At 46.3% G+C, this 22,618-nt stretch carries 22 protein-coding genes and 1 other RNA gene; 12 read left to right on the top strand and 11 right to left on the bottom strand.

What is annotated here, in order from left to right; all coding sequences use genetic code 11:
• Window positions 1-2: 2 nt before the first annotated feature.
• From rsmA to C2759_RS09335, 4 genes are read right to left on the bottom strand one after another with little or no spacing between them, the layout of a single operon-like run.
• A complete protein-coding gene (rsmA, locus tag C2759_RS09320) occupies window positions 3-782 on the bottom strand; it encodes a 16S rRNA (adenine(1518)-N(6)/adenine(1519)-N(6))-dimethyltransferase RsmA (protein WP_215354968.1) in 780 nt (259 codons plus the stop codon).
• Window positions 779-1,807: a 4-hydroxythreonine-4-phosphate dehydrogenase PdxA gene (gene pdxA, locus C2759_RS09325; protein WP_215354970.1), complete on the bottom strand. Its 1,029-nt coding sequence runs from the start codon at window positions 1,805-1,807 to the stop codon at window positions 779-781. Before pdxA ends, rsmA begins: the two co-directional genes overlap by 4 nt.
• A complete protein-coding gene (locus C2759_RS09330; protein ID WP_215354971.1) occupies window positions 1,782-3,230 on the bottom strand; it encodes a peptidylprolyl isomerase in 1,449 nt (482 codons plus the stop codon). The genes pdxA and C2759_RS09330 overlap by 26 nt, the downstream gene beginning before the upstream one ends.
• The gene (locus C2759_RS09335) at window positions 3,227-5,761 is read right to left on the bottom strand and encodes an LPS-assembly protein LptD (RefSeq protein WP_215354972.1); all 2,535 of its coding nucleotides are present in this window, start codon (window positions 5,759-5,761) and stop codon (window positions 3,227-3,229) included. The genes C2759_RS09330 and C2759_RS09335 overlap by 4 nt, the downstream gene beginning before the upstream one ends.
• Before the next feature lie 33 nt (window positions 5,762-5,794).
• Here C2759_RS09335 and C2759_RS09340 point away from each other — a divergent pair, with 33 nt between their 5' ends.
• The 10 genes from C2759_RS09340 to ruvB all read left to right on the top strand — a co-directional run bounded on the left by C2759_RS09340 (window position 5,795) and on the right by ruvB (window position 15,377).
• A complete protein-coding gene (locus tag C2759_RS09340) occupies window positions 5,795-6,790 on the top strand; it encodes an aminoglycoside phosphotransferase family protein (RefSeq protein ID WP_215354973.1) in 996 nt (331 codons plus the stop codon).
• 18 nt (window positions 6,791-6,808) lie between these two features.
• Window positions 6,809-7,525, top strand: coding sequence for an N-acetylmuramate alpha-1-phosphate uridylyltransferase MurU (murU, locus tag C2759_RS09345; protein ID WP_215354974.1), 717 nt, complete (start codon window positions 6,809-6,811; stop codon window positions 7,523-7,525).
• Window positions 7,509-8,888, top strand: a complete 1,380-nt coding sequence (locus tag C2759_RS09350; RefSeq protein ID WP_215356755.1) for an aminopeptidase P N-terminal domain-containing protein — start codon at window positions 7,509-7,511, stop codon at window positions 8,886-8,888. The genes murU and C2759_RS09350 overlap by 17 nt, the downstream gene beginning before the upstream one ends.
• Before the next feature lie 31 nt (window positions 8,889-8,919).
• Window positions 8,920-10,077 (top strand): FAD-dependent monooxygenase, encoded by a 1,158-nt coding sequence (locus C2759_RS09355; protein ID WP_215354975.1) that lies wholly within the window; start codon window positions 8,920-8,922, stop codon window positions 10,075-10,077.
• 151 nt (window positions 10,078-10,228) lie between these two features.
• Window positions 10,229-11,245: a tRNA dihydrouridine synthase DusB gene (gene dusB, locus C2759_RS09360; RefSeq protein WP_215354976.1), complete on the top strand. Its 1,017-nt coding sequence runs from the start codon at window positions 10,229-10,231 to the stop codon at window positions 11,243-11,245.
• A gap of 25 nt (window positions 11,246-11,270) precedes the next feature.
• Complete coding sequence (locus tag C2759_RS09365; RefSeq protein ID WP_046330848.1) at window positions 11,271-11,510, top strand: helix-turn-helix domain-containing protein; 240 nt, start codon at window positions 11,271-11,273, stop codon at window positions 11,508-11,510.
• A 48-nt stretch (window positions 11,511-11,558) separates the two neighbouring features.
• Window positions 11,559-13,139, top strand: coding sequence for a bifunctional phosphoribosylaminoimidazolecarboxamide formyltransferase/IMP cyclohydrolase (purH, locus tag C2759_RS09370; protein WP_215354977.1), 1,581 nt, complete (start codon window positions 11,559-11,561; stop codon window positions 13,137-13,139).
• A 6-nt stretch (window positions 13,140-13,145) separates the two neighbouring features.
• Window positions 13,146-13,667: a crossover junction endodeoxyribonuclease RuvC gene (gene ruvC, locus C2759_RS09375; RefSeq protein ID WP_215354979.1), complete on the top strand. Its 522-nt coding sequence runs from the start codon at window positions 13,146-13,148 to the stop codon at window positions 13,665-13,667.
• 26 nt (window positions 13,668-13,693) lie between these two features.
• On the top strand, window positions 13,694-14,278 hold the full coding sequence (ruvA, locus tag C2759_RS09380) for a Holliday junction branch migration protein RuvA (RefSeq protein WP_215354980.1): 585 nt from the start codon (window positions 13,694-13,696) through the stop codon (window positions 14,276-14,278).
• A gap of 31 nt (window positions 14,279-14,309) precedes the next feature.
• Window positions 14,310-15,377, top strand: a complete 1,068-nt coding sequence (ruvB, locus tag C2759_RS09385; RefSeq protein WP_215354982.1) for a Holliday junction branch migration DNA helicase RuvB — start codon at window positions 14,310-14,312, stop codon at window positions 15,375-15,377.
• A 3-nt stretch (window positions 15,378-15,380) separates the two neighbouring features.
• Here the strand turns inward: ruvB and tyrS are convergent, their stop codons facing one another.
• On the bottom strand, window positions 15,381-16,613 hold the full coding sequence (gene tyrS, locus C2759_RS09390; RefSeq protein WP_215354983.1) for a tyrosine--tRNA ligase: 1,233 nt from the start codon (window positions 16,611-16,613) through the stop codon (window positions 15,381-15,383).
• An 89-nt stretch (window positions 16,614-16,702) separates the two neighbouring features.
• On the opposite strand from tyrS, the gene C2759_RS09395 reads away from it, so the two are divergent.
• The gene (locus C2759_RS09395) at window positions 16,703-17,833 is read left to right on the top strand and encodes an anhydro-N-acetylmuramic acid kinase (protein ID WP_215354984.1); all 1,131 of its coding nucleotides are present in this window, start codon (window positions 16,703-16,705) and stop codon (window positions 17,831-17,833) included.
• Window positions 17,834-17,849: 16 nt separating this feature from the next.
• Here the strand turns inward: C2759_RS09395 and erpA are convergent, their stop codons facing one another.
• The 4 genes from erpA to rplM all read right to left on the bottom strand — a co-directional run bounded on the left by erpA (window position 17,850) and on the right by rplM (window position 20,330).
• Window positions 17,850-18,236, bottom strand: a complete 387-nt coding sequence (gene erpA, locus C2759_RS09400; protein ID WP_156156295.1) for an iron-sulfur cluster insertion protein ErpA — start codon at window positions 18,234-18,236, stop codon at window positions 17,850-17,852.
• Between the two features lie 83 nt (window positions 18,237-18,319).
• Window positions 18,320-19,378 carry an N-acetyl-gamma-glutamyl-phosphate reductase gene (gene argC, locus C2759_RS09405; protein ID WP_215354985.1) on the bottom strand — a complete coding sequence of 353 codons (1,059 nt, stop codon included), beginning with the start codon at window positions 19,376-19,378 and terminating at the stop codon, window positions 18,320-18,322.
• A 112-nt stretch (window positions 19,379-19,490) separates the two neighbouring features.
• Window positions 19,491-19,892 carry a 30S ribosomal protein S9 gene (rpsI, locus tag C2759_RS09410; protein ID WP_015422033.1) on the bottom strand — a complete coding sequence of 134 codons (402 nt, stop codon included), beginning with the start codon at window positions 19,890-19,892 and terminating at the stop codon, window positions 19,491-19,493.
• 9 nt (window positions 19,893-19,901) lie between these two features.
• Window positions 19,902-20,330, bottom strand: a complete 429-nt coding sequence (rplM, locus tag C2759_RS09415) for a 50S ribosomal protein L13 (RefSeq protein ID WP_015422034.1) — start codon at window positions 20,328-20,330, stop codon at window positions 19,902-19,904.
• Between the two features lie 418 nt (window positions 20,331-20,748).
• Here rplM and C2759_RS09420 point away from each other — a divergent pair, with 418 nt between their 5' ends.
• Window positions 20,749-21,174: an OsmC family protein gene (locus tag C2759_RS09420; protein WP_215354986.1), complete on the top strand. Its 426-nt coding sequence runs from the start codon at window positions 20,749-20,751 to the stop codon at window positions 21,172-21,174.
• An 11-nt stretch (window positions 21,175-21,185) separates the two neighbouring features.
• On the opposite strand, the gene rnpB is transcribed toward C2759_RS09420, so the two are convergent.
• Window positions 21,186-21,492: RNase P RNA component class A (gene rnpB / locus C2759_RS09425), an RNA gene on the bottom strand.
• Between the two features lie 66 nt (window positions 21,493-21,558).
• Complete coding sequence (gene pyrC / locus C2759_RS09430; protein WP_215354987.1) at window positions 21,559-22,617, bottom strand: dihydroorotase; 1,059 nt, start codon at window positions 22,615-22,617, stop codon at window positions 21,559-21,561.
• Window position 22,618: the final 1 nt, after the last annotated feature.

Raw genomic sequence — 22,618 nt, forward strand, 5'->3', positions numbered from 1 at the left:
TTTTAGTGGGCTAAAGCTTTGGCCCACTCAATATAGCGCTCCACCGGAATATCCTGAGCACGCGCTTTTAATTCCGACTCTGATAAAGATAATCGATCAGCAAAGGCTGATAAGTTTGTACGCAACATTTTTCTTCTTTGAGAGAATGCTGCAGCTACTACTTTTTCTAAAGCATGCCACTGCGCATCACTTAAGCTGAAGTCTCTTCGCGGAATCATACGCACCACAGCAGAGTTAACCTTAGGCTGAGGATCAAATGCTTCAGGGGGAACCTCTAAGACTTGCTCCATATCGTAGCGCGCTTGCAGCATCACAGAAAGCCGACTGAATTCAGATCCGCCAGCCTTAGACACCATGCGCTCGACTACTTCAGCTTGCAGCATGAATACCTGCTCATCAATTGCGTGGGCAGCAGAAACAAGATGAAAGAGCAATGGAGAGGAGATGTTGTAAGGTAAGTTACCAACCACCTTACACAAACCACTATTGGCTGGACGTGCATTTGCCCATTCCAGGAAATCAAACTTAAGGGCATCTCCCTCAATCACATTCAGCCCCTGGAGATTCTCTTGATTCCAGTAAGCCACCAAATCTCGGTCAATCTCCAAAAGATCTAGGTGCTCTAAGTTACTCAATAAAGGCCTTGTTAATGCACCAAGGCCAGGGCCAATCTCAATCACATGCATATTGTCACTGGGATTAATTGCTGCAACTATGGAATAGATTACTCCGGAGTCCTGCAAAAAGTTCTGACCAAATCGTTTACGAGCTTGATGGGTCATCTTGATAAATTCTTTGCGTTCTTTACATTTACCGCTAATTGAAAGGCGAGTCGCAAAGCCTCTAACATGCTGCCTGGATCTGCGATACCTTTTCCAGCAATATCTAGCGCAGTACCATGATCTACTGAAGTGCGAATAATCGGTAAGCCTAGGGTGACATTTACGCCACCACCAAAACTGACAAACTTAAATGGCGCTAGACCTTGATCGTGATACATCGCAATAAACGCATCCACACTATCTAAAGCCTTAGCATCAAACATCGTATCCCCTGGATAAGGTCCACTTACTTGAATACCCAAATCTTTCGCAGCCTCGATAGCGGGAAGAATGACATCAATTTCTTCGCGCCCTAGATAACCAGATTCACCCGCATGTGGATTGAGCCCCGCTAGCCGAATGACAGGTTTAGCAATGCCAAATTTTGCCCGCAGATCCTGATCGACAATCTGAATGGTTTCCAGAACATACTGTTGGTTAAGCGCACCTGGAACCTCCCTCAAAGGCAGATGGGTTGTAACCAAGGCTATCCGAAGGTCACTACTTTTATGCAAGCCTAAGAGGCCAGCCGGTAGTGACGCGCACAACATCATGACAACATGATCTTGATGGCAAAGCTTTGCTAAGTATTCCGTATACCCGGTAAATAAATCTTCATTTGAAGTATTGCCTTGGTTGATCACACTCTTTTGTATTGGGGCAGTCACCATGGCATCAAAACGACCATCAAAACAGCCTTTAACCGCAGCATCTAGAATACTCAGAACATATTGTGCGTTGGCAGGATTCAATTGACCCGCAGTTGTTGGAGAAGCTAGTGCAATAGACTCCAACTTAAAACGATTTGATAGTTCTTCAGGGATCTCAGTGGCTGAAAATAAGCTGCAATCGCCAAGCAAAGTAATTGTGCTTGCAGGCTGTTCTTGCAAGAAGGCTAATGCAGCTGCAATAGAGACCTCTGGACCAACCCCTGCAGGCTCTCCAGAGCTAATAACGAGATTAACGGGGGCTGACTGCTGGATCATCTGCGTTAATGATCTTCACCGTAGCGGTGTCGCGTAACTCACGGAGCCAATCTTGATAAGCCTGATCAAACTTACGCTCACGAATGGCTGCGCGAGCGAATTGGCGCTGCTTCTCTAAAGTCAATTGCGCTTCACGACGCTCGAGCACCTGAATTAAATGCCAGCCAAATTCAGTCTTTACTGGATTACTAACTTCATCTATTTGTAAGCGATTCATTGCCTGATCAAATTCCGGAACCAAATCACCAGGACCCATCCAACCTAAATTGCCACCATTGGCAGCGGATCCATCTTCAGAATATTTTTTAGCTAAATCGCCAAAATCAGCAGTTTTTGCACGAACCTGATCACGGTAACCGGCAAGGCGTCTTTCAGCATCTTGGTCTGTCAAGCCCGCACGACTACGCAACAAAATATGGCGCGATAAAGTCTGCGTCACCATAATATTTTGCGGGGTGATGGCACCCTCTTGAGGGGTAGCTTGCTGCTGCTCAGGAGCGCCGGCAACTAGCGCTCGACGATCTAAAACCTTCAGAACGTGAAAGCCAGCAGGGCTCTTCACTACAGCATTCGCAACTTGCCCACTGCCTGTATTTCTGATGGCCTCGTAAAATAGTTGCGGCAAGCGATCTGGGGTACGGTAACCTAAATCTTGAAATTTAATTTTTGGATTATCTTTTGCAGCCATTGCGCCTAACTGCAAGAAATCTACATCACCACGCGCTTCACGTAACAGGAGTTCCGCTTTCTTCTTTGCTTCAGCTTGAGCACCAGCCCCAGCATTGGCATCTGCAGGAATAAAAATCTGCGCAACGTCGATCTCTTCTGGCTCACCTTTTACAGCTGGGGTCGAGCGTACGGACTTTCCTCCACCAGCCACCTCACGATTGCGATCAGAAATAAAGTTATCTACTTCCGCATCAGAAATCTTGACTTTGCCCTCGACCTCCCGCTCACGATAACGACTAATAGTCACATCATCCCGCAACATTTGGCGATAGCGGTCATAAGCACTACCAGTAGCGACAATTTTTACCTTTAACTCAGCAACTGTTAACTTATTCTTGGCAGCGATATCGCTAATGATCTTGTCTAACTCTTTATCACTAACCGCAAGACCCTCTTGCTCCGCATTTTGTAATTGAATTTTTTCAAGGATGAGGCGCTCAAGCACCGTCTTGCGCAACGCGGCTGCATCAGGAAGCTTACCTCCCTGCTTTTGCAAGGCCACGATCCGATCATCAATTTCTTTACGTGTCACGTAGCCCGTATTCACAACTGCCGCAACACCATCAATATTCCGAATTTTGCTATCAGCTGAAATCTTTGCACCATCTTGCGCAAACGCGAGCTGAGGCAGCAAAGCAAGGCCAGCCAAAATTGTGGCTGCAAGTGCTTGGTTAAATCGATTCCTACGTATCATTGATAGTTCTCATAAATTGAAGGTGGTATGGGCTTGGAAGTAGGCATATATCCGGGAACATTTAGCTTCATGATATCAACTGGATTACTACCAGCGCTACCAAAGCCCCTAAATTCTATTTGGAATAAAACCTGAGTGGTTGTGATTTGCGAAGTGTTGAGCACCTGTGAGTAAGCACCGCGTAAAGTCCAGCAGTCACGCATCCACTCCAAAGCCACCAGCGTATTGAGCGTTTTGGTCGTTAAAGCATCGTAACCCCATCGGCCCAAGACAGATACTGCACGCGTAATGGGCCATTGCCCTGAAACATTGTATTGATCAGTAGTGGTTGCTGAGGGGACAAAAGCTTGGTTATTCTGAACGGATGCTTGTGTTGGTGGAGTCCAAACATTTCGATAGCCAAAATTCAAGCTTCTTCCAGGTGTTGGTCGCCAACTACCACCTACCGTTGTTTGAACTAAGCGATTGAGTTGCGTGTTGTACTGCCCAAATACATCTGTACTGAAGTTGCCAAGCAGACGAACTGAAGCAGAGCCCAATGTATCCGAATAGGTTGTAGGATTAGCGATAGTGCCATTGAGACCCACTTTCTGCCCGGTAAAGGCTTGACGTTGTGCAAGGGTAACGTTGGCTCGTTCTGCGCCTGTATTAGCCTCAATCATGCGGCTGGTAATACCACCCGTTAATTTATTGTTATCTGCAATACGGTCATTACCAACGAAAGTATTTTCACCAAAAATTTGAGTTACACCAAAACCGGCATCCGCCGTATCAAATAAAGGGGTTTGAGCCTGACTCTCAAATGGCGTGTAAACATAAAAAGCTCTTGGCTCCATTGTGAGCAACATATCGCGCCCAAAAAAGCCTTTTAATTCAGCTGCATCTCTTTCAAATGCCAGCCCTGAATCCAAGCTAAATGTCGGAATAGTGAAGCCTTGAGCGGCTGGCGCACCTACAGGGTTGTATGGTGTTACGTTATAGGTATTTGACTGAAAACTCACTTTCGGAGTGACGTAATAACCAGGCGTAATCTGGGGCAGAGCCAAAGCTCCCTTAATCACCGTTCGATCAGCTTGGCTATAAGCGCCCGGAGCAGTTGCTGCCAAATTACCACCAATGTTATAGGCAAAACGCGTGAAATCGGTTGAAAAAGTCGTTGCAGGACCCGTGGGTAAAGTAATGTACTTTCCACTTGCATCAGCAACTGCTGGTGTTAAACGATTGTTATAGGCAGCTGTGACATTCGGCAAAATATTGTAAGGAGACTGAACAGTCACGGTGGGGTCAGGCTGTAAAGTCTGGAAAGTCATTGCTCTGGCTCCCACAGTCCAATTACTTAAGCTACCAGTCAAGTTCTTGGTAGTGCCAACTTCTTGTCGAAACTGGCTAGTAATCGCACCAGCCATACTTTGCGAAAAGTCAGTGGGGTATAAGTTATCCGAAACTCGGGCCACATTGGCATATCCAGTCCAAGCACCAGCAATGGGAATCCCACCCATGCCCAATAAATCACCGCTAAAGTTTTGCCTCTGTTGCCAGTCATAGCGCCAGCGATCCGTACCAGTCTTACGATCGTAAGGAAGATAGTCACCCATCAAGTTACCAGAGTACTGCTTGTCCAAAAACTGGTACTTAGCACCCAACTGTACTCCACGTTGACCCATAACCCGAGGTAGTAAAAGCAAGTCACGATTAGGTGCAATGTTGACGTAGTAAGGCTGCGTTACATCAATGCCGTTATTGGAGTTATAGCCAGCAACTGGCGCCAAAATTCCGGAACGGCGTTGATTGGATGTTGGCGCAGTGAAGTAAGGCGCGTAAGCAATGGGCACATCAAAGAATCGCATCACACCATTTGTGCCAACCATTTCTTTTTGCTCGTTATCAATCTCTAGCGTACTGGCCGTGAAATACCAATCTAAATTTTCTGGGGTGCAAGTTGTATAGGTGGCTTTATCAAAGACAAACACATCGGCAGTTTGGATTGTGAGTTTTGTTGCATTACCACTCGCTCGGTTATCTCGCAGCTCATATTTGGGAGCTTCCATTTCCCCTTCACGTGCATCAACTCTAAAGCGCGCTTTAGGTCCTTTGAATACTGCATTACCTTTTGAAAATTCAGTATTACCAGATAAATTAGCTACATCAGAATCAGGGTCGTACTTAATTTCGTCTGCTTTAATCACTGCGCCATTGCGACGAATTTGTGCACGGCCTTTCAAGCGCATTTCGCGATCAACGATTCCGTCAATCGAATCACTAGAGGTAAACGTTAAAGCTTGCCCATCATTAATTGGTTTACCAACTCGCAATTGATCATCTAACTTTAGGACGGTGACATCACCACGATCGGGAATTAAAACGGAGTTAGCAGAGCTCCCTAAAGACTGTGCGGAAGGAGGTAAAGGTGCTGGTGCCTGAGCGTGACTTACGAGTGCAAATTGCGACAATACAACCCCCATCATTAAACGCAGGGTAGCAGCTACAAAAAGAGGGGCGCAATGGCCAGCGCAAGGGCGATAATGACTCATAGATCCAGACCCGCCTTATTATACGAATCGACCATGACTGACTCTCGCTTAGACTCCCTCCGTAGCTGGCTAAAAGGCCTTGAACCTAGCTGGCAATTAGATCTCCCCACTTTGGCCCCCGCCTCGGCAGATGCCAGCTTTAGGCGGTATTTCCGGATTGCATCCAAAAACCCGGATTTTCCATCTTTGATCGTGATGGACGCCCCACCTCAACACGAGCCCTTGGACGCTTTTATTGAGGTCGATTTATTACTCGAAAATGCCAGCTTAAATGTCCCGAAAATTTTAGAAAAGAATGTGGCTGAGGGCTTTCTTTTACTCAACGATTTAGGCACTAAAACTTACCTTGGAGAACTCAATTTAGACAGTGCTGACTCTCTCTACAGAGATGCGACACACGCCTTGGTACAAATGCAATTAGCAAGTAAACCAGATGTGTTGCCAAACTACGATGAGGTATTACTAAAGCGTGAGCTAGATTTATTTCCGGAGTGGTATCTAGGAAAACATCTCAACATTGAATTAAGCAAACTTCAGAATTTACAGATTAAGCAAGCATTTGAACTGATCATTCAAAATAATCTTGCACAGGCAAAAGTTTATGCTCATCGCGACTACCATTCACGCAATCTGATGGTGACGGAAAAAAATAATCCTGGTGTAATTGATTTTCAAGATGCCGTTTATGGTCCCATCACTTACGACGCAGCTTCACTCTGGCGTGACGCTTATATTTCATGGCCTGAAGAACGTGTGATTGATTGGGTCATTAAATTTTGGGAGGAAGGTCGTCAAGTAGGTTTGCCTATGCCAAACGATTTTGGTCAGTTCTATCGTGATTTTGAATGGATGGGTTTACAACGACATCTAAAGATCTTGGGTATTTTTGCAAGGCTATTTCATCGCGACGGTAAAGATGGCTATCTCAAAGATATTCCATTAGTACTCGAGTATGCGATTGCCACTGCAAATCGCTATATTGAATTAAAGCCCTTGGCGCGCATTCTAGAATCAACGCGCACTACTTAGGATGAATAGTCACTCATCATGAATAAGCCCAATCTGATTCCATGTTTTTTATTGGCAGCAGGTCGAGGTGAGCGCATGCGCCCCTTGACAGATGAACTACCCAAACCACTCCTCACTATCAAAAATAAATCCTTACTAGCCTGGCATGTGGAGGCATTGAGTGCGGCAGGTATTCAAAATGTGGTGATTAATCATGCCTGGCTTGGTAAGAAGATTGAGGAAGCGCTAGGAAATGGCAGTCAATTTGGACTCAACATTACCTACTCCCCGGAAGCTAGCGCCCTAGAAACGGCAGGCGGTATTCGCAAAGCCCTACATTTACTGAATCCAAGCGATTATTTTCTAGTCATCAATGGGGATGTTTTTAGCCCTAATCTGCCAATTCAGCAGCTCTTAAACCAAGCTTCTAACTTACGAAGCATGTCAAGCACGCCTTTGGCACACCTTTTAATGGTTCCCAACCCAGCTCAACATCCTGAGGGTGACTTTTATATTAAGGACTCCCAGGTGGCCAATGAACCCTTAGATGGTGCTGAAAAACTCACCTTTTCTGGCATCGGACTCTACCACCGGGACCTTTTTAAGGACTTGGAATTAGATGTGCCCACTAAGCTAGCTCCAATTTTGAGGGAGGCCATGTCTAAAAATAGAGTGTCCGGTGAAAAATATACCGGACCGTGGCACGATGTAGGTACACCCCAACGATTACATGAACTCAATGCAGCAAATGAATAAATCCATCATTTACCAACAACGTCGAGTTGAACTCGCAAAACTGATCTGCGCTAAAACTGGTGGCGGCATTGCCATCATCACTACAGCGCCTGAGACAGCGCGTAATCGAGATAGTGAGTTCCCCTATCGTCACGACAGTGATTTTTTCTACCTCACTGGCTTTGAAGAGCCTGGCGCAACACTCGTACTTAAAATTGCTGGATCACTTTCACAACCCCAATTAGAAGCACATCTGTTTTGCAGACCTAAAGATGCAGAACGTGAAATTTGGGATGGTATTCGCTTGGGGCCAGATGTAGCTCCATCAGTTTTAGGTGTGGAGCATGCCTATAGCATTCATGAATTAGATACCAAACTCAGTGATTTGCTGGCTGATCAAAATGCGGTTTACATTCGCCTTTCCGAAAGTGCTGAAATCGATCGTCGCTTACGCCATTGGATGAAACAAGTACGAGCTCAGGCGCGTGCTGGCGTCAATCCTCCTTCAGAATTTCATGATGTAGAGAGTTTGATTCATGAGATGCGTCTTTTTAAAGATGTTTATGAGATTGACATCATGCGTCGTGCAGCTGCGATTTCTGCACGTGCTCATATTCGTGCCATGCAAGTCTGCAAACCCGGAATGCGTGAATATCATCTTGAAGCAGAACTACTTCACGAGTTCCGCTACAGCGGTGCGCAAAGCGTTGCATACAACAGTATTGTTGCGAGCGGCGCTAACTCCTGCATCCTGCATTACCGCGCTAGTGATACTGAACTACGTGGCGGAGATCTATGCCTCATTGATGCAGGTTGCGAGCTCGATAGCTACGCTTCAGATATCACTCGCACATTTCCGGTGAATGGAAAGTTCACAGGTCCACAACGCGCACTGTATGACATTACGCTTGCGTCGCAAGAAGCCGCTATCGCAATGACTAGGCCTGGCAATACATTCATGCAACCACATGAGGCAGCACTTAAGGTGCTTACTCAAGGCTTACTTGATGAGAAACTGCTTAAGCTTGCAGAATTAGGCTCTTTGGATAATGCAATTGAGACTGGAGCCTATCGTCGCTTTTATATGCACCGTACCTCCCATTGGCTGGGAATGGATGTGCATGACGTTGGCTCCTATCGTGAACCACTTGATACAGTAACAAGTGGTGCGGAAAAGCCATGGCGTGTTCTTAAACCAGGCATGGCACTCACTATCGAGCCTGGTGTATACATCCGCCCTGCTGATGATGTAGATGAGCGCTTTTGGAATATCGGCATCCGCATTGAGGATGACGCTGTAGTGAACGATTCTGGATGTGAATTGATTTCTCGTGGAGTACCAGTTAAAGCCGATGAAATCGAAGCGCTCATGAAAAATAATTAGAGCACTACCAATATAAGATAGATTGCCAAGCATGTCAGTTGAGAACTTCGATATCGTAATTCAGGGTGGTGGTCCAGTCGGCCTAGCCTGTGCAGCATGGTCCTTGCAAAAATTTCCTGACGCAAAGATTGCACTGCTAGATCGTAATCCTGCAGATGACACTGAATTAGCAGCTGCTGATAGCCGGGGGGTTGCCCTATCACACGGTAGCAAGCTGTTGTTAGATACCATCAATGCATGGCCTACTGAATGTGCTGATATTCATCGAGTACATGTCTCGCAAGCGGGCCGTTTCGGACGTGCTCTGATGACTCGCGAAGAACTTGGTCAAAAAGCCTTAGGCCACATCATTCGTTATCGCGATATTCACCTTACTCTCCGTAAAGCCTTAAGAGCTATTCAAAAAAATAGTCCGCATTTTATTTGGAAACATATCGACCCCAATGCTGATGTTGAAAACATTCAAGCCAAGTGTATTGTTCACGCTGAAGGTGGTTTATTTAAAACCCAAGACTGGGTGGAATCTGGCAGAGACTATGAGCAATCAGCTTTAGTTGGATTAGTGGAGGTTGAGAGTGCATCACCATTCGAAGCGTGGGAGCGCTTTACTTCTGAAGGACCTTTAGCCATTCTGCCAAGTCACTATGGCCCCAATATTCTGAATCTGATTTGGTGCGGAACTACAAGTTCATCACAAGCACGTCTCGCTTTGAGTGATACTGATTTTCTGAAAAGCTTGCAATCCGAGTTCGGTTCACGCGTTGGACAATTTCTTAAAATCCAAGATCGCCGACTTTACGAGTTAGGACTCAACTACCGCAAAGACATTACCCAAGCTAACGAGGTTTGGATTGGCAATGCCGCCCAAACCTTGCATCCGGTTGCGGGACAAGGTCTCAACCTCGGATTACGGGACGCGTATCTCTTAGCAGAAAAACTGAGCATTCTTTTCTCCAAGTCGGAGGATCAAAAAACTCCTCTAGCCATCGAAACTACCTTGCAGGAATATGCCCAAAGTCGCAAGCTCGATCGGTCTGCCACTATAGGCCTCACCGACTTCATGGCCAGGATCTTCACCTCTAATCTATTTCCCGTTGTGATTGGCCGTGGATTGGCTTTAACAGCCCTCCAGTGGCTTCCACCCATCAAAACCGCCTTAGCTCGCCAGATGATGTTTGGTAGGCGCTAAGAGGCTGAAATACCCTCCAAAATACAAGCATTCTTCATTTGATCTTAGGCATGGATTGTGCCTATTTTTTAGGCAAATGTAAGCTAAGTTGTGCTAAAGTGTCACCCTTTCCTCCAGCACTACAAGCCCTCCAAAACTTAGCCTGAAACACATGAAGATTGGCCCACACCTTCTTGCGAATAGATTATTTGTTGCCCCGATGGCCGGGGTAACGGATCGTCCATTTCGCCAGCTTTGCAAAAAGCTCGGCGCCGGTTATGCCGTATCTGAAATGATTGCATCTAACGCTTTGCTTTGGAAGAGCGAGAAAACCCAACGTCGCGCTAACCATCAAGGTGAATTTAAGCCTATTGCAGTCCAAATTGCTGGGGCCGATCCGAGGATGATGGCAGCTGCCGCCAAACTTAATGTCGATCACGGCGCCCAGATTATTGATATCAATATGGGCTGCCCAGCCAAAAAGGTGTGCAATGTTGCGGCCGGTTCTGCGCTATTGAGAGACGAGCCATTAGTGCAGCAAATTTTAGAAGCCGTGGTTCAGGCGGTAGGGGTGGGGCCTGATGCAGTGCCTGTGACCTTGAAGATTCGGACGGGCTGGGATCGCGAACATAAAAATGCAATCGATATTGCGCGTCTCGCTGAGCAATCCGGCATCTCTATGCTGACTGTTCACGGTCGTACGCGGGCTGACCTCTATCTCGGCGAAGCTGAGTATGAAACCATTACCGCAGTAAAGAATAGTGTTGCCATTCCCGTAGTTGCCAATGGCGACATCACTACTCCAGAAAAAGCAGAATTTGTTTTAAAAGAAACCGGGGCCGATGCCATCATGATTGGTCGTGCCGCTCAAGGGCGTCCTTGGATCTTTCGTGAAATTAATCACTTTCTAGAAACGGGCGGTAAATTACCAACACCAAAGATTAATGAGATTCAAGAGATCATGAATGCTCATCTCGTCGATCATTATGAGTTTTACGGTGAATACGTTGGTTTGCGCACGGCACGCAAGCACATCGGTTGGTACTGCAAGGGCTTACGTGACTCTCATGCTTTTCGCCAAAGAATGAATACTGCCGATGATTGCAAAACTCAATTGCAAATGGTGAATGATTTTTTTAATGAAATGAAATCCCATTCAGATCGTTTGTTATTTTTAGAAGCAGCCTAAATTTAGTTTTTTATTTAATTTATCTATGACTAATAAGCACCCCATCACCGAATGTATTGAGACACAGCTCCAAGGTTATCTGGACGACCTCAAAGGAACACCCCCCTCTGACCTATACCAAATGGTTCTCGCAGTGGTTGAAAAGCCAATGCTGGAATTAGTAATGCAGCATGCAAAGCAGAATCAATCCTTAGCTGCGCAGTACCTAGGCATCAACCGCAATACGCTGCACAAGAAATTAGTTGAACACCAGCTCCTGAAGTAAGTCAGACCCCATTTGCAAATTCTTGATTAATCAAACCTTTCGAAAAATATGATCCGCACAGCCTTACTCTCTGTTTCTGATAAAAATGGCATTGTGCCGTTCGCTAAAGCCCTCCATGAACAAGGCATCAAGCTGATCTCTACTGGTGGCACTGCAAAACTCTTAGCTCAAAATAATCTGCCCGTCGTAGAAGTATCTTCACTTACCCAGTTTCCAGAAATGCTCGATGGCCGCGTAAAGACCTTGCATCCGATGGTGCATGGTGGCCTATTAGCTCGCCGAGATTTTCCAGATCATATGGCTGCATTGAAAGAGCATGGTATCGGTACGATCGATATGCTCGTGATTAACCTCTATCCATTTAACGAAACAGTTGCCAAAGTAGATTGTTCATTTGAAGATGCAGTGGAGAACATTGATATTGGTGGCCCAGCGATGTTGCGTGCTGCTGCCAAGAACCACCAAGATGTCACTGTATTGATTTCTCCAGACGATTACGCACCCATTCTCGAAGAGATGAAAACGAATCAGAATGTAGTTTCTTATAAAACTAATTTAGGTCTGGCCAAAAAAGTATTTGCCCATACAGCCCAATACGATGGTGCAATTGCAAATTATTTATCTGCATTAGGCGATGACCTCGATCACAAAAAACGTTCCGCCTATCCAGAAACACTACACCTTGCCTTTGAAAAAGTACAAGAGATGCGTTACGGTGAGAACCCACACCAATCAGCTGCTTTCTATAAAGATATTGATCCAGTTGTTGGCTCGCTTGCTAATTACAAACAATTGCAAGGCAAGGAACTTTCTTATAACAATATCGCTGATGCAGACTCTGCTTGGGAATGCGTCAAGAGTTTTACTGGTAACGCTGGTGGTGCCGCAGCCTGCGTCATCATCAAACACGCTAACCCTTGTGGCGTGGCCGTTGCTGCCAACGCCCTTGAGGCCTATCAAAAGGCTTTCAAAACAGATCCAAGTTCAGCCTTTGGTGGAATCATCGCTTTTAACGTGCCCTGTGATGGCGCTGCAGCTGAAGCGATTTCTAAGCAGTTCGTAGAGGTGCTAATTGCTCCTAGCTTTAGTGATGAAGCAAAGGCCATCTTCGCTACGAAACAAAATGTGCGTCTCTTAGAGATTCCTCTGGGCAATGCATTTAATGCTTTTGACTTTAAACGTGTTGGTGGTGGCTTGCTAGTTCAGTCTCCTGATGCAAAGAACGTCCTTGAGAGCGAAATGCGGGTTGTCAGCAAACGTCTTCCAACTCCAAGTGAAATGCACGACATGATGTTTGCATGGCGTGTTGCGAAGTTCGTAAAGTCTAATGCGATTGTGTATTGTGCCAACGGCATGACGCTGGGTATTGGTGCTGGCCAAATGAGTCGTGTCGACTCTGCTCGTATGGCAAGTATTAAGGCAGAGAATGCTGGACTCAGCCTCAAAGGCTCTGCAGTAGCAAGTGATGCCTTTTTCCCATTTCGTGATGGCTTAGATGTCGTTGTAAATGGTGGCGCAAGTTGTGCCATTCAACCGGGTGGCAGTATGCGTGATGATGAAATCATTGCGGCAGCCAATGAACATGGTATTGCTATGATCTTTACCGGCACACGCCATTTCCGTCACTAATCACTTATGCGCTGGATAGGAATCGACCCAGGTCTACGAACAACTGGTTTTGGTGTCATTGATGTCAATGGCCAAAAGCTGAGCTATGTAGCCTCTGGGACAATTGAAAGTGGTGATCCAGACCAAGGCCTTCCTGTGAGATTAGGAATCTTGTATGCGGGCATTAAAGAAGTGTTGGAGACTTACCATCCAGAGCAAGCGGCTATTGAAGAGGTGTTTCTCAACGTCAATCCTCGCTCCACCCTCATGCTGGGGCAAGCTCGAGGTGCAGTAATTGCTGCCTTAGTATCTGATAAGCTCCCCGTTGCTGAATACAGCGCACTGAGAATAAAGCAATCCATCGTAGGAACCGGTAGAGCGACTAAGCCACAAGTTCAAGAAATGGTAAAACGTTTGCTGCGTCTGAGCCGCGCCCCAGGAACGGATGCTGCAGATGCTTTGGGGGTAGCGATTTGCGCTGCACATCATGCCCAAATCCCAAAAGCAATTACTAACGCTCTTGCACCCAAAAAGAGTAGCAAGAAATAACAATCTAAACAGGTTAAGATCTTGACATGATTGGTCGCATTCAAGGAATTCTCGTTTCAGTTCATCCACCCCGCCTCTTGGTGGATTGCCAAGGTGTTGGCTATGAGATCGATGTGCCCATGAGTACCCTGTACCAATTGCCAGAGACCAATCAAAAAATTACACTACTCACCCATTTCCAAGTCCGAGAAGATGCGCAGCAACTCTTTGGATTTGCCACTGAAACTGAGCGTGAAGCATTTAGACAACTGATTAAGATCAGCGGCGTTGGTTCGCGCACGGCACTTGCGGTACTTTCTGGCATGAGCGTCAATGAATTGGCACAAGCGATTGCTATGCAAGAGGCAGGGCGCCTAACTCAAGTACCTGGTATTGGCAAAAAGACTGCAGAGCGTCTTTGCCTTGAGCTGAAAGGGAAGTTAGCTCCAGATTTAGGAATTGTTGGCGGTAAGCCTCAAGTAGTTGAAGCAAGCAGCGAGGTATTACAAGCCTTATTGGCGCTGGGCTACTCAGAAAAAGAGGCTCATCTTGCCCTCAAACAAATCCCGCCAGATACCACCGTATCAGATGGTATCCGCATGGGTCTGAAATACCTCTCGAAGTCTTCATAACTAGTCACCTAAACACCACTACACTTGCAGTATGGCAATCCACACAGAAGACCTTAGCTCAATCCCCGAAGGTTTACCGGAAGCTAATGACCGCATCGTTAGTGGTGCAGCAGGCAATTCTGAAGCCTTTTTTGAAAGGGCTCTACGTCCCAAACAACTTGATGAGTATGTTGGCCAAACTAAGGCTCGCGCCCAATTAGAGATTTTCATTACAGCAACCAGAGCAAGACAAGAAGCGCTTGACCATGTTCTCCTTTTTGGCCCTCCTGGACTTGGCAAGACTACTCTAGCCCACATCATCGCCAGAGAGCTTGGAGTGAACTTACGCCAAACCAGTGGCCCGGTTCTGGATAGGCCTGGTGACCTTGCTGCATTACTCACCAATTTAGAAGCAAACGATGTGCTCTTTATTGATGAAATTCATCGCCTCTCTCCGGTAGTGGAAGAAATCCTATATCCGGCTCTTGAGGACTACAGCCTAGATATCATGATTGGCGAAGGTCCCGCAGCGCGTAGCGTCAAGATTGATCTCAAGCCGTTTACATTGATCGGGGCAACCACTCGTGCTGGCATGCTCACTAACCCGCTACGTGATCGCTTTGGCATTGTGGCAAGACTCGAGTTCTACACTACTGAAGAGCTCACCAAAATTATTACGCGTTCTGCCAGCTTACTTAAAGCCGATATTGACCCTGAAGGGTCAGTTGAGATTGCGAAGCGCGCTAGAGGCACTCCACGTATTGCTAATCGTCTATTGCGTCGTGTACGGGACTATGCCGAAGTCAAAGGCACTGGCACCATCACTAAAGAAATGGCCGATGCCGCATTGAAGATGCTTGACGTAGATCCAAGCGGCTTCGATGTCATGGACCGCAAATTACTTGAAGCTATCTTGCACAAATTTGATGGTGGCCCTGTAGGTATTGATAACTTAGCAGCTGCTATTGGCGAGGAGCGTGTCACTATTGAGGATGTATTGGAGCCTTACCTGATTCAGCAAGGTTACCTACAAAGGACCTCCAGAGGAAGAGTGGCAACACGTCAGGCTTATGAGCATTTTGGGCTCACACCACCAAGTAACTCGGCAATAGAGTCCTAAGACTTAACTTAGAGTTACCTTAGCAAACTTACGTTTTCCTACCTGTACAACATAGGTACCAGCCTCAAGCTTAAATTGCTTATCAGCAACTGTTACACCATCAATCTTCACACCGTTTTGCTCGATGTTACGCATAGCTTCTGATGTCGATGGTGCCAATCCAGCAGCCTTGAGTAGGTTGGCAATCCCTATCGGTGCACCCGAAATATTTACCTCAGGAATGTCATCTGGCACACCACCTTTGGCTCGGTGATTAAAGTCTTCAAGCGCTTTTTCTGCTGCGGCTTGTGAGTGAAAGCGTGCCACGATTTCTTGTGCGAGCAGCACTTTGCAATCTTTAGGATTTCTACCGGCAGCAACTTCTTGCTTCATTAAGTCAATCTCTGCCATAGGACGGAATGACAATAATGTGAAGTAATCCCACATCAATTCATCGGAAATACTCAAGAGCTTGCCAAACATCTCGCCAGCAGGCTCACTGATGCCAATGTAATTCCCTTTGGACTTACTCATCTTATCCGCGCCATCTAAACCGACGAGGAGTGGCATGGTCAAAATACATTGCGGTTCTTGTCCATACTCACGTTGGAGTTCACGTCCGACTAAGAGATTAAATTTCTGATCAGTACCACCAAGTTCTAGGTCGCTCTTCAAAGCGACAGAGTCATAGCCCTGCATCAATGGATACAAGAACTCATGCACCGAAATCGGTACGCCACTGCGGTAGCGCTTAGTAAAGTCATCACGCTCCAACATTTGGGCAACGGTATATCTGGCAGCCAACTGAATCATGCCGCGTGCGCCTAGTGGATCACACCACTCGCTGTTATAGCGGACTTCAGTTTTAGCGGGATCGAGCACCATGCTTGCTTGACGATAGTAAGTCTGAGCATTGACAGCAATTTCTTCAGCAGTCAGCGGTGGGCGTGTTGCGTTCCGTCCAGAAGGATCACCAATCATGCTCGTGAAATCGCCAATCAAGAAAATCACGGTATGACCTAAATCTTGGAGCTGGCGTAATTTATTCAGAACAACCGTATGGCCTAAATGAATATCTGGGGCAGTGGGGTCTAATCCCAACTTAATACGCAAAGGAATACCCGTTGCTTGGCTCTTAGCTAGCTTTTGAATCCAATCCGCCTCAACCAGTAACTCATCACAACCTCTTTTTGTTACTTCAAGGGCTGCAAAAACTTCGGGAGTCAGTGGGTATTTTTGTTCTGGTTTAGCCGTCATGCTGTATTGGTGAACTGATTCGGTTAAATTAGTATTTAGATTGCTAAAGCATAATTGTCGCATTCCTGAGAACAAAGCCCTGATACCGCATGAATAAGCCCCATCCACTCTATATTGGCCTGATGTCTGGCACCAGCCTAGATGGGATAGATGCCGTACTGGCAAAGATTGAGAAGGCTGGTGATACCAGCCTTCTGGGCTCCATAAGCCTTGCCTTTAGCCCTGAATTACGCAAAGCCCTTCTGGACTTACAGAGTCCCGGACCAAACGAGATTCACCGGGAAAATCAGGCGGCCAATGCCCTAGCGCTAGCTTATGCAGATGCAGTCAAGCAATTACTTACTCAAGCCAAGCTTTCTGCCTCAGATATTAGTGCGATCGGTGCTCATGGCCAGACAATTCGCCATCAAGCTAATCTTGCCCATCATCTGGCCTATACACACCAAACTCTCAACCCAGCGCTTCTTGCAGAGCTGACCGGAATTGATGTCATCGCAGACTTTAGAAGTCGCGACCTTGCTGCTGGTGGTCATGGTGCCCCCTTAGTGCCAGCCTTTCATGCACAGCAGTTTGCTGCAGATAAAAATATCGCCGTACTCAATCTTGGCGGCATTGCAAACCTGACACTATTATCCAAAGACACTGAAGTAAAAGGCTTTGATTGTGGTCCTGGCAATATGTTGATGGATGCCTGGATTGCGGAACAACAAGGCCATGCATTTGATGAAAATGGTACTTGGGCATCACAAGGCAAAGTCAATCAAGCACTACTTGCAAGAATGATGACTGATTCATTTTTTGCAAAAGCTCCGCCAAAAAGTACAGGCCGTGACGACTTTCATCTAGAGTGGCTCCAAAAGTATATTGGTGCAGAAAACATCAACTCAGAGGATGTGCAAGCTACGCTACTGCAACTGACTGTGGACTCGTCACTGCAAGCAGTGCTACGTTATGCACCGCAAACCCAGATTCTCATTGTCTGTGGTGGTGGTGCCCGCAATACTGCATTACTAGACGTATTTAAAGCCAGAGCTAAAGAGATATTTAAAAACTCACTCGATATCATGACCAGCGATATGTTTGGTATTGATCCACAACTAGTAGAGGGTCTTGCATTCGCATGGTTGGCATGGGCTCATAAAGAAAAACGGCCAGCAAATCTGCCAGCCGTTACGGGAGCGAAAGGTCCTAGGATTCTAGGCGCTTGCTATCCAGCTTAAGTTATTAAACCTATTCTTATGCGGAGAAAGAAGAACCACAACCGCAAGTTGTTTGCGCGTTAGGATTCTTAATCACAAACTGTGAGCCGTTGATATCTTCTTTGTAATCAATCTCAGCGCCAACTAAATATTGGAAGCTCATCGAATCAACCAGTAAAGTCACGCCATTCTTTTCAAATAGGGTGTCATCTTCGTTCACAGCGTCATCAAATGTGAATCCGTACTGAAATCCTGAACAACCGCCACCTTGAACAAACACGCGTAACTTCAATTCTGGATTACCTTCTTCAGCAATCAAGTCAGCCACTTTTGCAGCGGCGCTATCCGTGAACACCAATGGGGTTGGTGGCTCGGCTAAGTCTTGTGCCGGTTGCGTAATTTCTTGCGTAGCTAATTGGGTCATGATTTGCTCCTAATTCAAAAGGCGATAGTTTATTTTAGGCTTTTAATTCCAAGTGTGCTGAAGGGTCTTTCCAGTTGACTCCATTATGGTGAAACGGCAATCTGTGTCAATCCAGTGGTCTCAGGCAAGCCAAACATCAGGTTCATACACTGAACCCCTTGGCCTGAAGCACCCTTTACTAGGTTATCCTCAACCACCAAAATTACTAAAGTATCACCATCACTAGGGCGGTGAACGGCAATCCGCAAACCATTGCTACCCCTCACTGAGCGTGTTTCTGGATGGCTACCCGCCGGCATCACATCTACAAAAGGCTCACCTTTGTAGAAATCTTCGTAGAGCTTTTGGAAATCTACCTTCATTCCAGCCTCTGTCAAGCGCACATATAAGGTTGAATGAATACCCCTAATCATAGGCGTTAAGTGCGGCACAAATGTCAGACCAATCTGATCGTGACCGGCAATAGCCTTCAAGCCTTGAACAATTTCTGGAAGATGGCGGTGGCCTTTAACAGCATAAGCTTTGAAGTTATCAGCAGATTCTGACAATAAAGTCCCAATTTCTGCCTTGCGTCCAGCACCTGAAGTACCCGACTTAGAATCAGAAATAATATGCGTGCCATCAATGAGCTGTTTACCACCGGTAGACTTTGGTGAAAGCAGTGGAGCAAGTCCAAGCTGCACAGAGGTGGGGTAACAACCAGCTAAACCCACGACGCGGGCTTTCTTAATTGCCTCACGATTGATCTCAGCCAAACCATAAACCGCTTCAGCCAAAATTTCTGGGCAGCCATGTTCCATACCGTACCACTTGGAAAATTCTTTGACATCCTTCAAACGAAAGTCAGCAGCAAGATCCAAAATCTTCACATTGTTAGCAAGTAATTCTTTTGCTTGTGCCATTGCCACGCCATGTGGTGTTGCAAAGAACACAACATCACATTCATTTAATTTGGCTTCATCCGGTGTAGTGAACTTGAGATCAATCCGACCACGCAAAGAGGGGAACATTTCCGAGACTGGCATGCCAGCCTCTGTGCGTGAAGTAATTGCCTGAATTTGAACTTCGGGGTGCTGCGCCAGCAAGCGCAGTAGTTCCACTCCGGTATATCCAGTGCCACCTACGATGCCAACTTTAATCATGCCATTCTCCAAAATACTGACAGATGAATTTTATCTCTCTAATACCTAGATTGTAGAAACAAAAAGGGCCGCTTGCGCGACCCTTTCGATAAAACTGAAGCGACTGAAAGAATTAGCGCTTGCTGAACTGCTTACGACGACGCGCGCCATGCAGACCAACTTTTTTACGCTCAACTTCACGAGCATCGCGAGTTACCAAGCCTGCTTTAGACAGGGTCGGCTTCAAAGCGTTGTCGTAGTCGATCAATGCACGAGTAACACCATGACGAACTGCACCAGCTTGACCAGTTTCACCGCCACCGCTAACGTTTACTTTGATATCAAAGGTTGTTAGGTGAGCTGTGAGAGCCAAAGGCTGACGAGCGATCATGCGTGATGTTTCGCGAGCAAAGTAAGCATCGATAGGTTTACCGTTAACAGTAATCTCACCTTTGCCAGATTTAATGAATACACGTGCTACAGAGCTCTTGCGACGACCTGTCCCGTAGTTCCAATTTCCGTAATTAATAGCCATTTGGTTTCCTTAAATCTCTAACGCTTTTGGCTGTTGAGCCGCATGCGGATGACTGGCGTCGCCATAGACTTTTAATTTCTTAATCATGGCATAACCTAGTGGGCCTTTTGGCAACATACCCTTCACAGCCTTCTCTAAGGCACGACCTGGGAAACGATCTTGCATCTTGTCGAAGTTGGTCGAGCTAATACCACCTGGGTATCCGCTGTGACGGTAATAAATTTTGTTCAAGCCTTTTGTGCCTGTGACACGCAGCTTAGAAGAGTTGATGACAACAATAAAGTCGCCGGTATCAACGTGTGGGGTGTATTCAGGCTTGTGCTTGCCGCGTAGACGGAGTGCCACTTCACTGGCGACACGACCGAGGACTTTGTCCGTAGCGTCAATCACGAACCATTCATGCACTACCTCATGGGATTTTGCAGAAAAAGTTTTCATGATTTCTTAAATTGTTATAGTCAAAAAATTACTCCAATAAAATTACATCCACCTTGGCCCTGCTTATGTTTGCAAGCTCGCAGATTCTGTAATTCACTTGGTAAAACAATTACCGCTGACTGGTTCGGTAATTCAGTAAAGCCTTGAATTGTAACCCAAAAAAAAACCCAGGAACGAGTCCTGGGTTGGAATCCACCTATGTTTAAGTGGAGGAGACACTGGGAGGCACATCGATATCTTATATAAGACTGACAGCCAATATGGTTATTCTACACAAGAAATATGGTGCAACGCAAGAATATTGACCAAAATCAATTTTTTGATGCTTTTTAGCAAAAAACAGCTAACAACTTTAAGCTGTAATTATTGGTAAACTATTGATAATATTGATTAATTTTGTAAATTAGGGGTCGCTAACATGGAATGTCAAGTAAGTTGGTTGGGTAATGGCGGCATGGCGTTTTCGGCAAAAACCGGTAGTGGTCACCAGGTCACAATGGATGGGCCGCCCGAAGCTGGGGGCAAAAATAGCGCCTCAAGGCCTATGGAACTGATTTTGGCGGGAACTGGCGGCTGCGCCGCTTTTGATGTGGTTTTAATCCTACAAAAGGCTCGTCAGGAGATTAGCGCTTGCGACGTCCAGCTGAAAGCCGAGCGAGCAGAGACTGAGCCCAAAGTATTTACGAAAATTAACCTGCATTTCACGGTTAAAGGCAAAAACCTCGATTTGTCTAAGGTTGAGCGTGCAGTCAAACTTTCCCACGAAAAGTACTGCTCCGCGACAACTATGCTCGCCAAGATGGCAGAAATTACTTATTCGATCGACGTCCTGAATGACGAATAAGTCTTGAGAAAGTGCAGAGTCAATCGATAAGCCGGATTCTGTCGCCTAGATTTACATCTAGGGGCAATCATTCCTCTAGGCCGGCAGTTACCTGACGGCTCAAGCTCCCTACCCGCAGACTCAGCGGGACGCCTCATCGCCTGCTTACTTGGGATTGCTCCAGGTGGAGGTTACCGCGTTTCACCGTAACTAAATACGCTCGTCTCTGTGGCCCTATTCCTCACGTCACCGTGGATGGCCGTTAGCCATCACCCTTCCCTATGGAGTCCGGACTTTCCTCCCCCACAATAAAGTGGCGGCGATTGCCCAATTGACTCTGCGCCTGCAGTCTAACGCAGTCACAGAAATTTAGTCTAAAAATGAATAGCTAAAGTCTTAACTTACTTAAGCCAAGGTCCAAGCAATCATCTCACCAGCACGAAGCGGCACAATCGTGTCATCACCCAAAGGAAGCTCTGCAGGAATGTTTTGCGCCTGCTTCACCAAAGTTACCTTTTGAGTATTACGCGGCATTAGATAAAAATCTGGACCGAAGAAACTAGCGAAGCCTTCTAGTTTGTCTAGCTTGCCTACACTCTCAAATGCCTCAGCATATAAACCTAAGGCATTGAAAGCACTATAACAACCAGCGCAACCGCAAGCAGCTTCTTTAGCGCCCTTAGCATGGGGCGCACTATCTGTGCCTAAGAAAAATCTGGGGTTGCCACTCGTTGCGGCATCTAATAAAGCAACACGATGCTCTTCACGCTTCAGTACTGGCAAGCAGTAGTTGTGCGGACGAATACCACCAGAAAAAATCGCATTGCGATTCATTAATAAATGTTGCGGGGTAATCGTAGCAGCTATAGTATTTTTTCCAGCAGTTTGCGCATCACGAACATAGTGCGCAGCTTGTTTGGTAGTAATGTGCTCAAACACAATCTTCAGATCAGGAAAATCTTTACGCAAAGGTTCAAGCACTTGATCAATAAACACTGCTTCACGATCAAAGATATCAATATGCGCACTAGTCACTTCACCATGCACCAACAAGGGCATTCCGACAGCCTGCATTGCTTCAAGTGCAGAATAACAATGCTTAATATCACTCACACCTGCATCACTGTTAGTTGTCGCTCCTGCAGGATAAAGCTTAAATCCAGCAATGCCAGCATCCTTTGCTTTACGCACTTCATTCGCAGAAGTGTTATCCGTGAGATACAAAGTCATTAATGGGGTAAAAGTAGTTACACCCAAAGACTGAAGGTTAGCTTCTATGCGACCACGATACGCATTTGCCAAATCCACCGTAGTCACTGGAGGCTTTAAATTCGGCATGACGATGGCACGCGCAAATTGGCGCGCAGTATCCGCCAATACGTCTCGCATTACCTCACCATCACGAATATGTAAATGCCAGTCATCTGGTTGAATCAGTTGAATTTGTATTGGGCTATTGGACATA

The organism is Polynucleobacter sp. MG-Unter2-18 (assembly GCF_018687675.1).
GTDB lineage: Bacteria > Pseudomonadota > Gammaproteobacteria > Burkholderiales > Burkholderiaceae > Polynucleobacter.

Coding starts and splice junctions, on each gene's coding strand:
- C2759_RS09330 (WP_215354971.1), bottom strand. CDS start 3,230: ATGATACGTAGGAATCGATTTAACCAAGCACTTGCAGCCACAATTTTG.
- rpsI (WP_015422033.1), bottom strand. CDS start 19,892: ATGGCTATTAATTACGGAAATTGGAACTACGGGACAGGTCGTCGCAAG.
- C2759_RS09395 (WP_215354984.1), top strand. CDS start 16,703: ATGAATAAGCCCCATCCACTCTATATTGGCCTGATGTCTGGCACCAGC.
- dusB (WP_215354976.1), top strand. CDS start 10,229: ATGAAGATTGGCCCACACCTTCTTGCGAATAGATTATTTGTTGCCCCG.
- erpA (WP_156156295.1), bottom strand. CDS start 18,236: ATGACCCAATTAGCTACGCAAGAAATTACGCAACCGGCACAAGACTTA.
- tyrS (WP_215354983.1), bottom strand. CDS start 16,613: ATGACGGCTAAACCAGAACAAAAATACCCACTGACTCCCGAAGTTTTT.
- murU (WP_215354974.1), top strand. CDS start 6,809: ATGAATAAGCCCAATCTGATTCCATGTTTTTTATTGGCAGCAGGTCGA.
- rplM (WP_015422034.1), bottom strand. CDS start 20,330: ATGAAAACTTTTTCTGCAAAATCCCATGAGGTAGTGCATGAATGGTTC.
- C2759_RS09340 (WP_215354973.1), top strand. CDS start 5,795: ATGACTGACTCTCGCTTAGACTCCCTCCGTAGCTGGCTAAAAGGCCTT.
- argC (WP_215354985.1), bottom strand. CDS start 19,378: ATGATTAAAGTTGGCATCGTAGGTGGCACTGGATATACCGGAGTGGAA.
- ruvC (WP_215354979.1), top strand. CDS start 13,146: ATGCGCTGGATAGGAATCGACCCAGGTCTACGAACAACTGGTTTTGGT.
- C2759_RS09355 (WP_215354975.1), top strand. CDS start 8,920: ATGTCAGTTGAGAACTTCGATATCGTAATTCAGGGTGGTGGTCCAGTC.
- purH (WP_215354977.1), top strand. CDS start 11,559: ATGATCCGCACAGCCTTACTCTCTGTTTCTGATAAAAATGGCATTGTG.
- C2759_RS09335 (WP_215354972.1), bottom strand. CDS start 5,761: ATGAGTCATTATCGCCCTTGCGCTGGCCATTGCGCCCCTCTTTTTGTA.
- pyrC (WP_215354987.1), bottom strand. CDS start 22,617: ATGTCCAATAGCCCAATACAAATTCAACTGATTCAACCAGATGACTGG.
- C2759_RS09350 (WP_215356755.1), top strand. CDS start 7,509: ATGCAGCAAATGAATAAATCCATCATTTACCAACAACGTCGAGTTGAA.
- ruvA (WP_215354980.1), top strand. CDS start 13,694: ATGATTGGTCGCATTCAAGGAATTCTCGTTTCAGTTCATCCACCCCGC.
- pdxA (WP_215354970.1), bottom strand. CDS start 1,807: ATGATCCAGCAGTCAGCCCCCGTTAATCTCGTTATTAGCTCTGGAGAG.
- ruvB (WP_215354982.1), top strand. CDS start 14,310: ATGGCAATCCACACAGAAGACCTTAGCTCAATCCCCGAAGGTTTACCG.
- C2759_RS09365 (WP_046330848.1), top strand. CDS start 11,271: ATGACTAATAAGCACCCCATCACCGAATGTATTGAGACACAGCTCCAA.
- rsmA (WP_215354968.1), bottom strand. CDS start 782: ATGACCCATCAAGCTCGTAAACGATTTGGTCAGAACTTTTTGCAGGAC.
- C2759_RS09420 (WP_215354986.1), top strand. CDS start 20,749: ATGGAATGTCAAGTAAGTTGGTTGGGTAATGGCGGCATGGCGTTTTCG.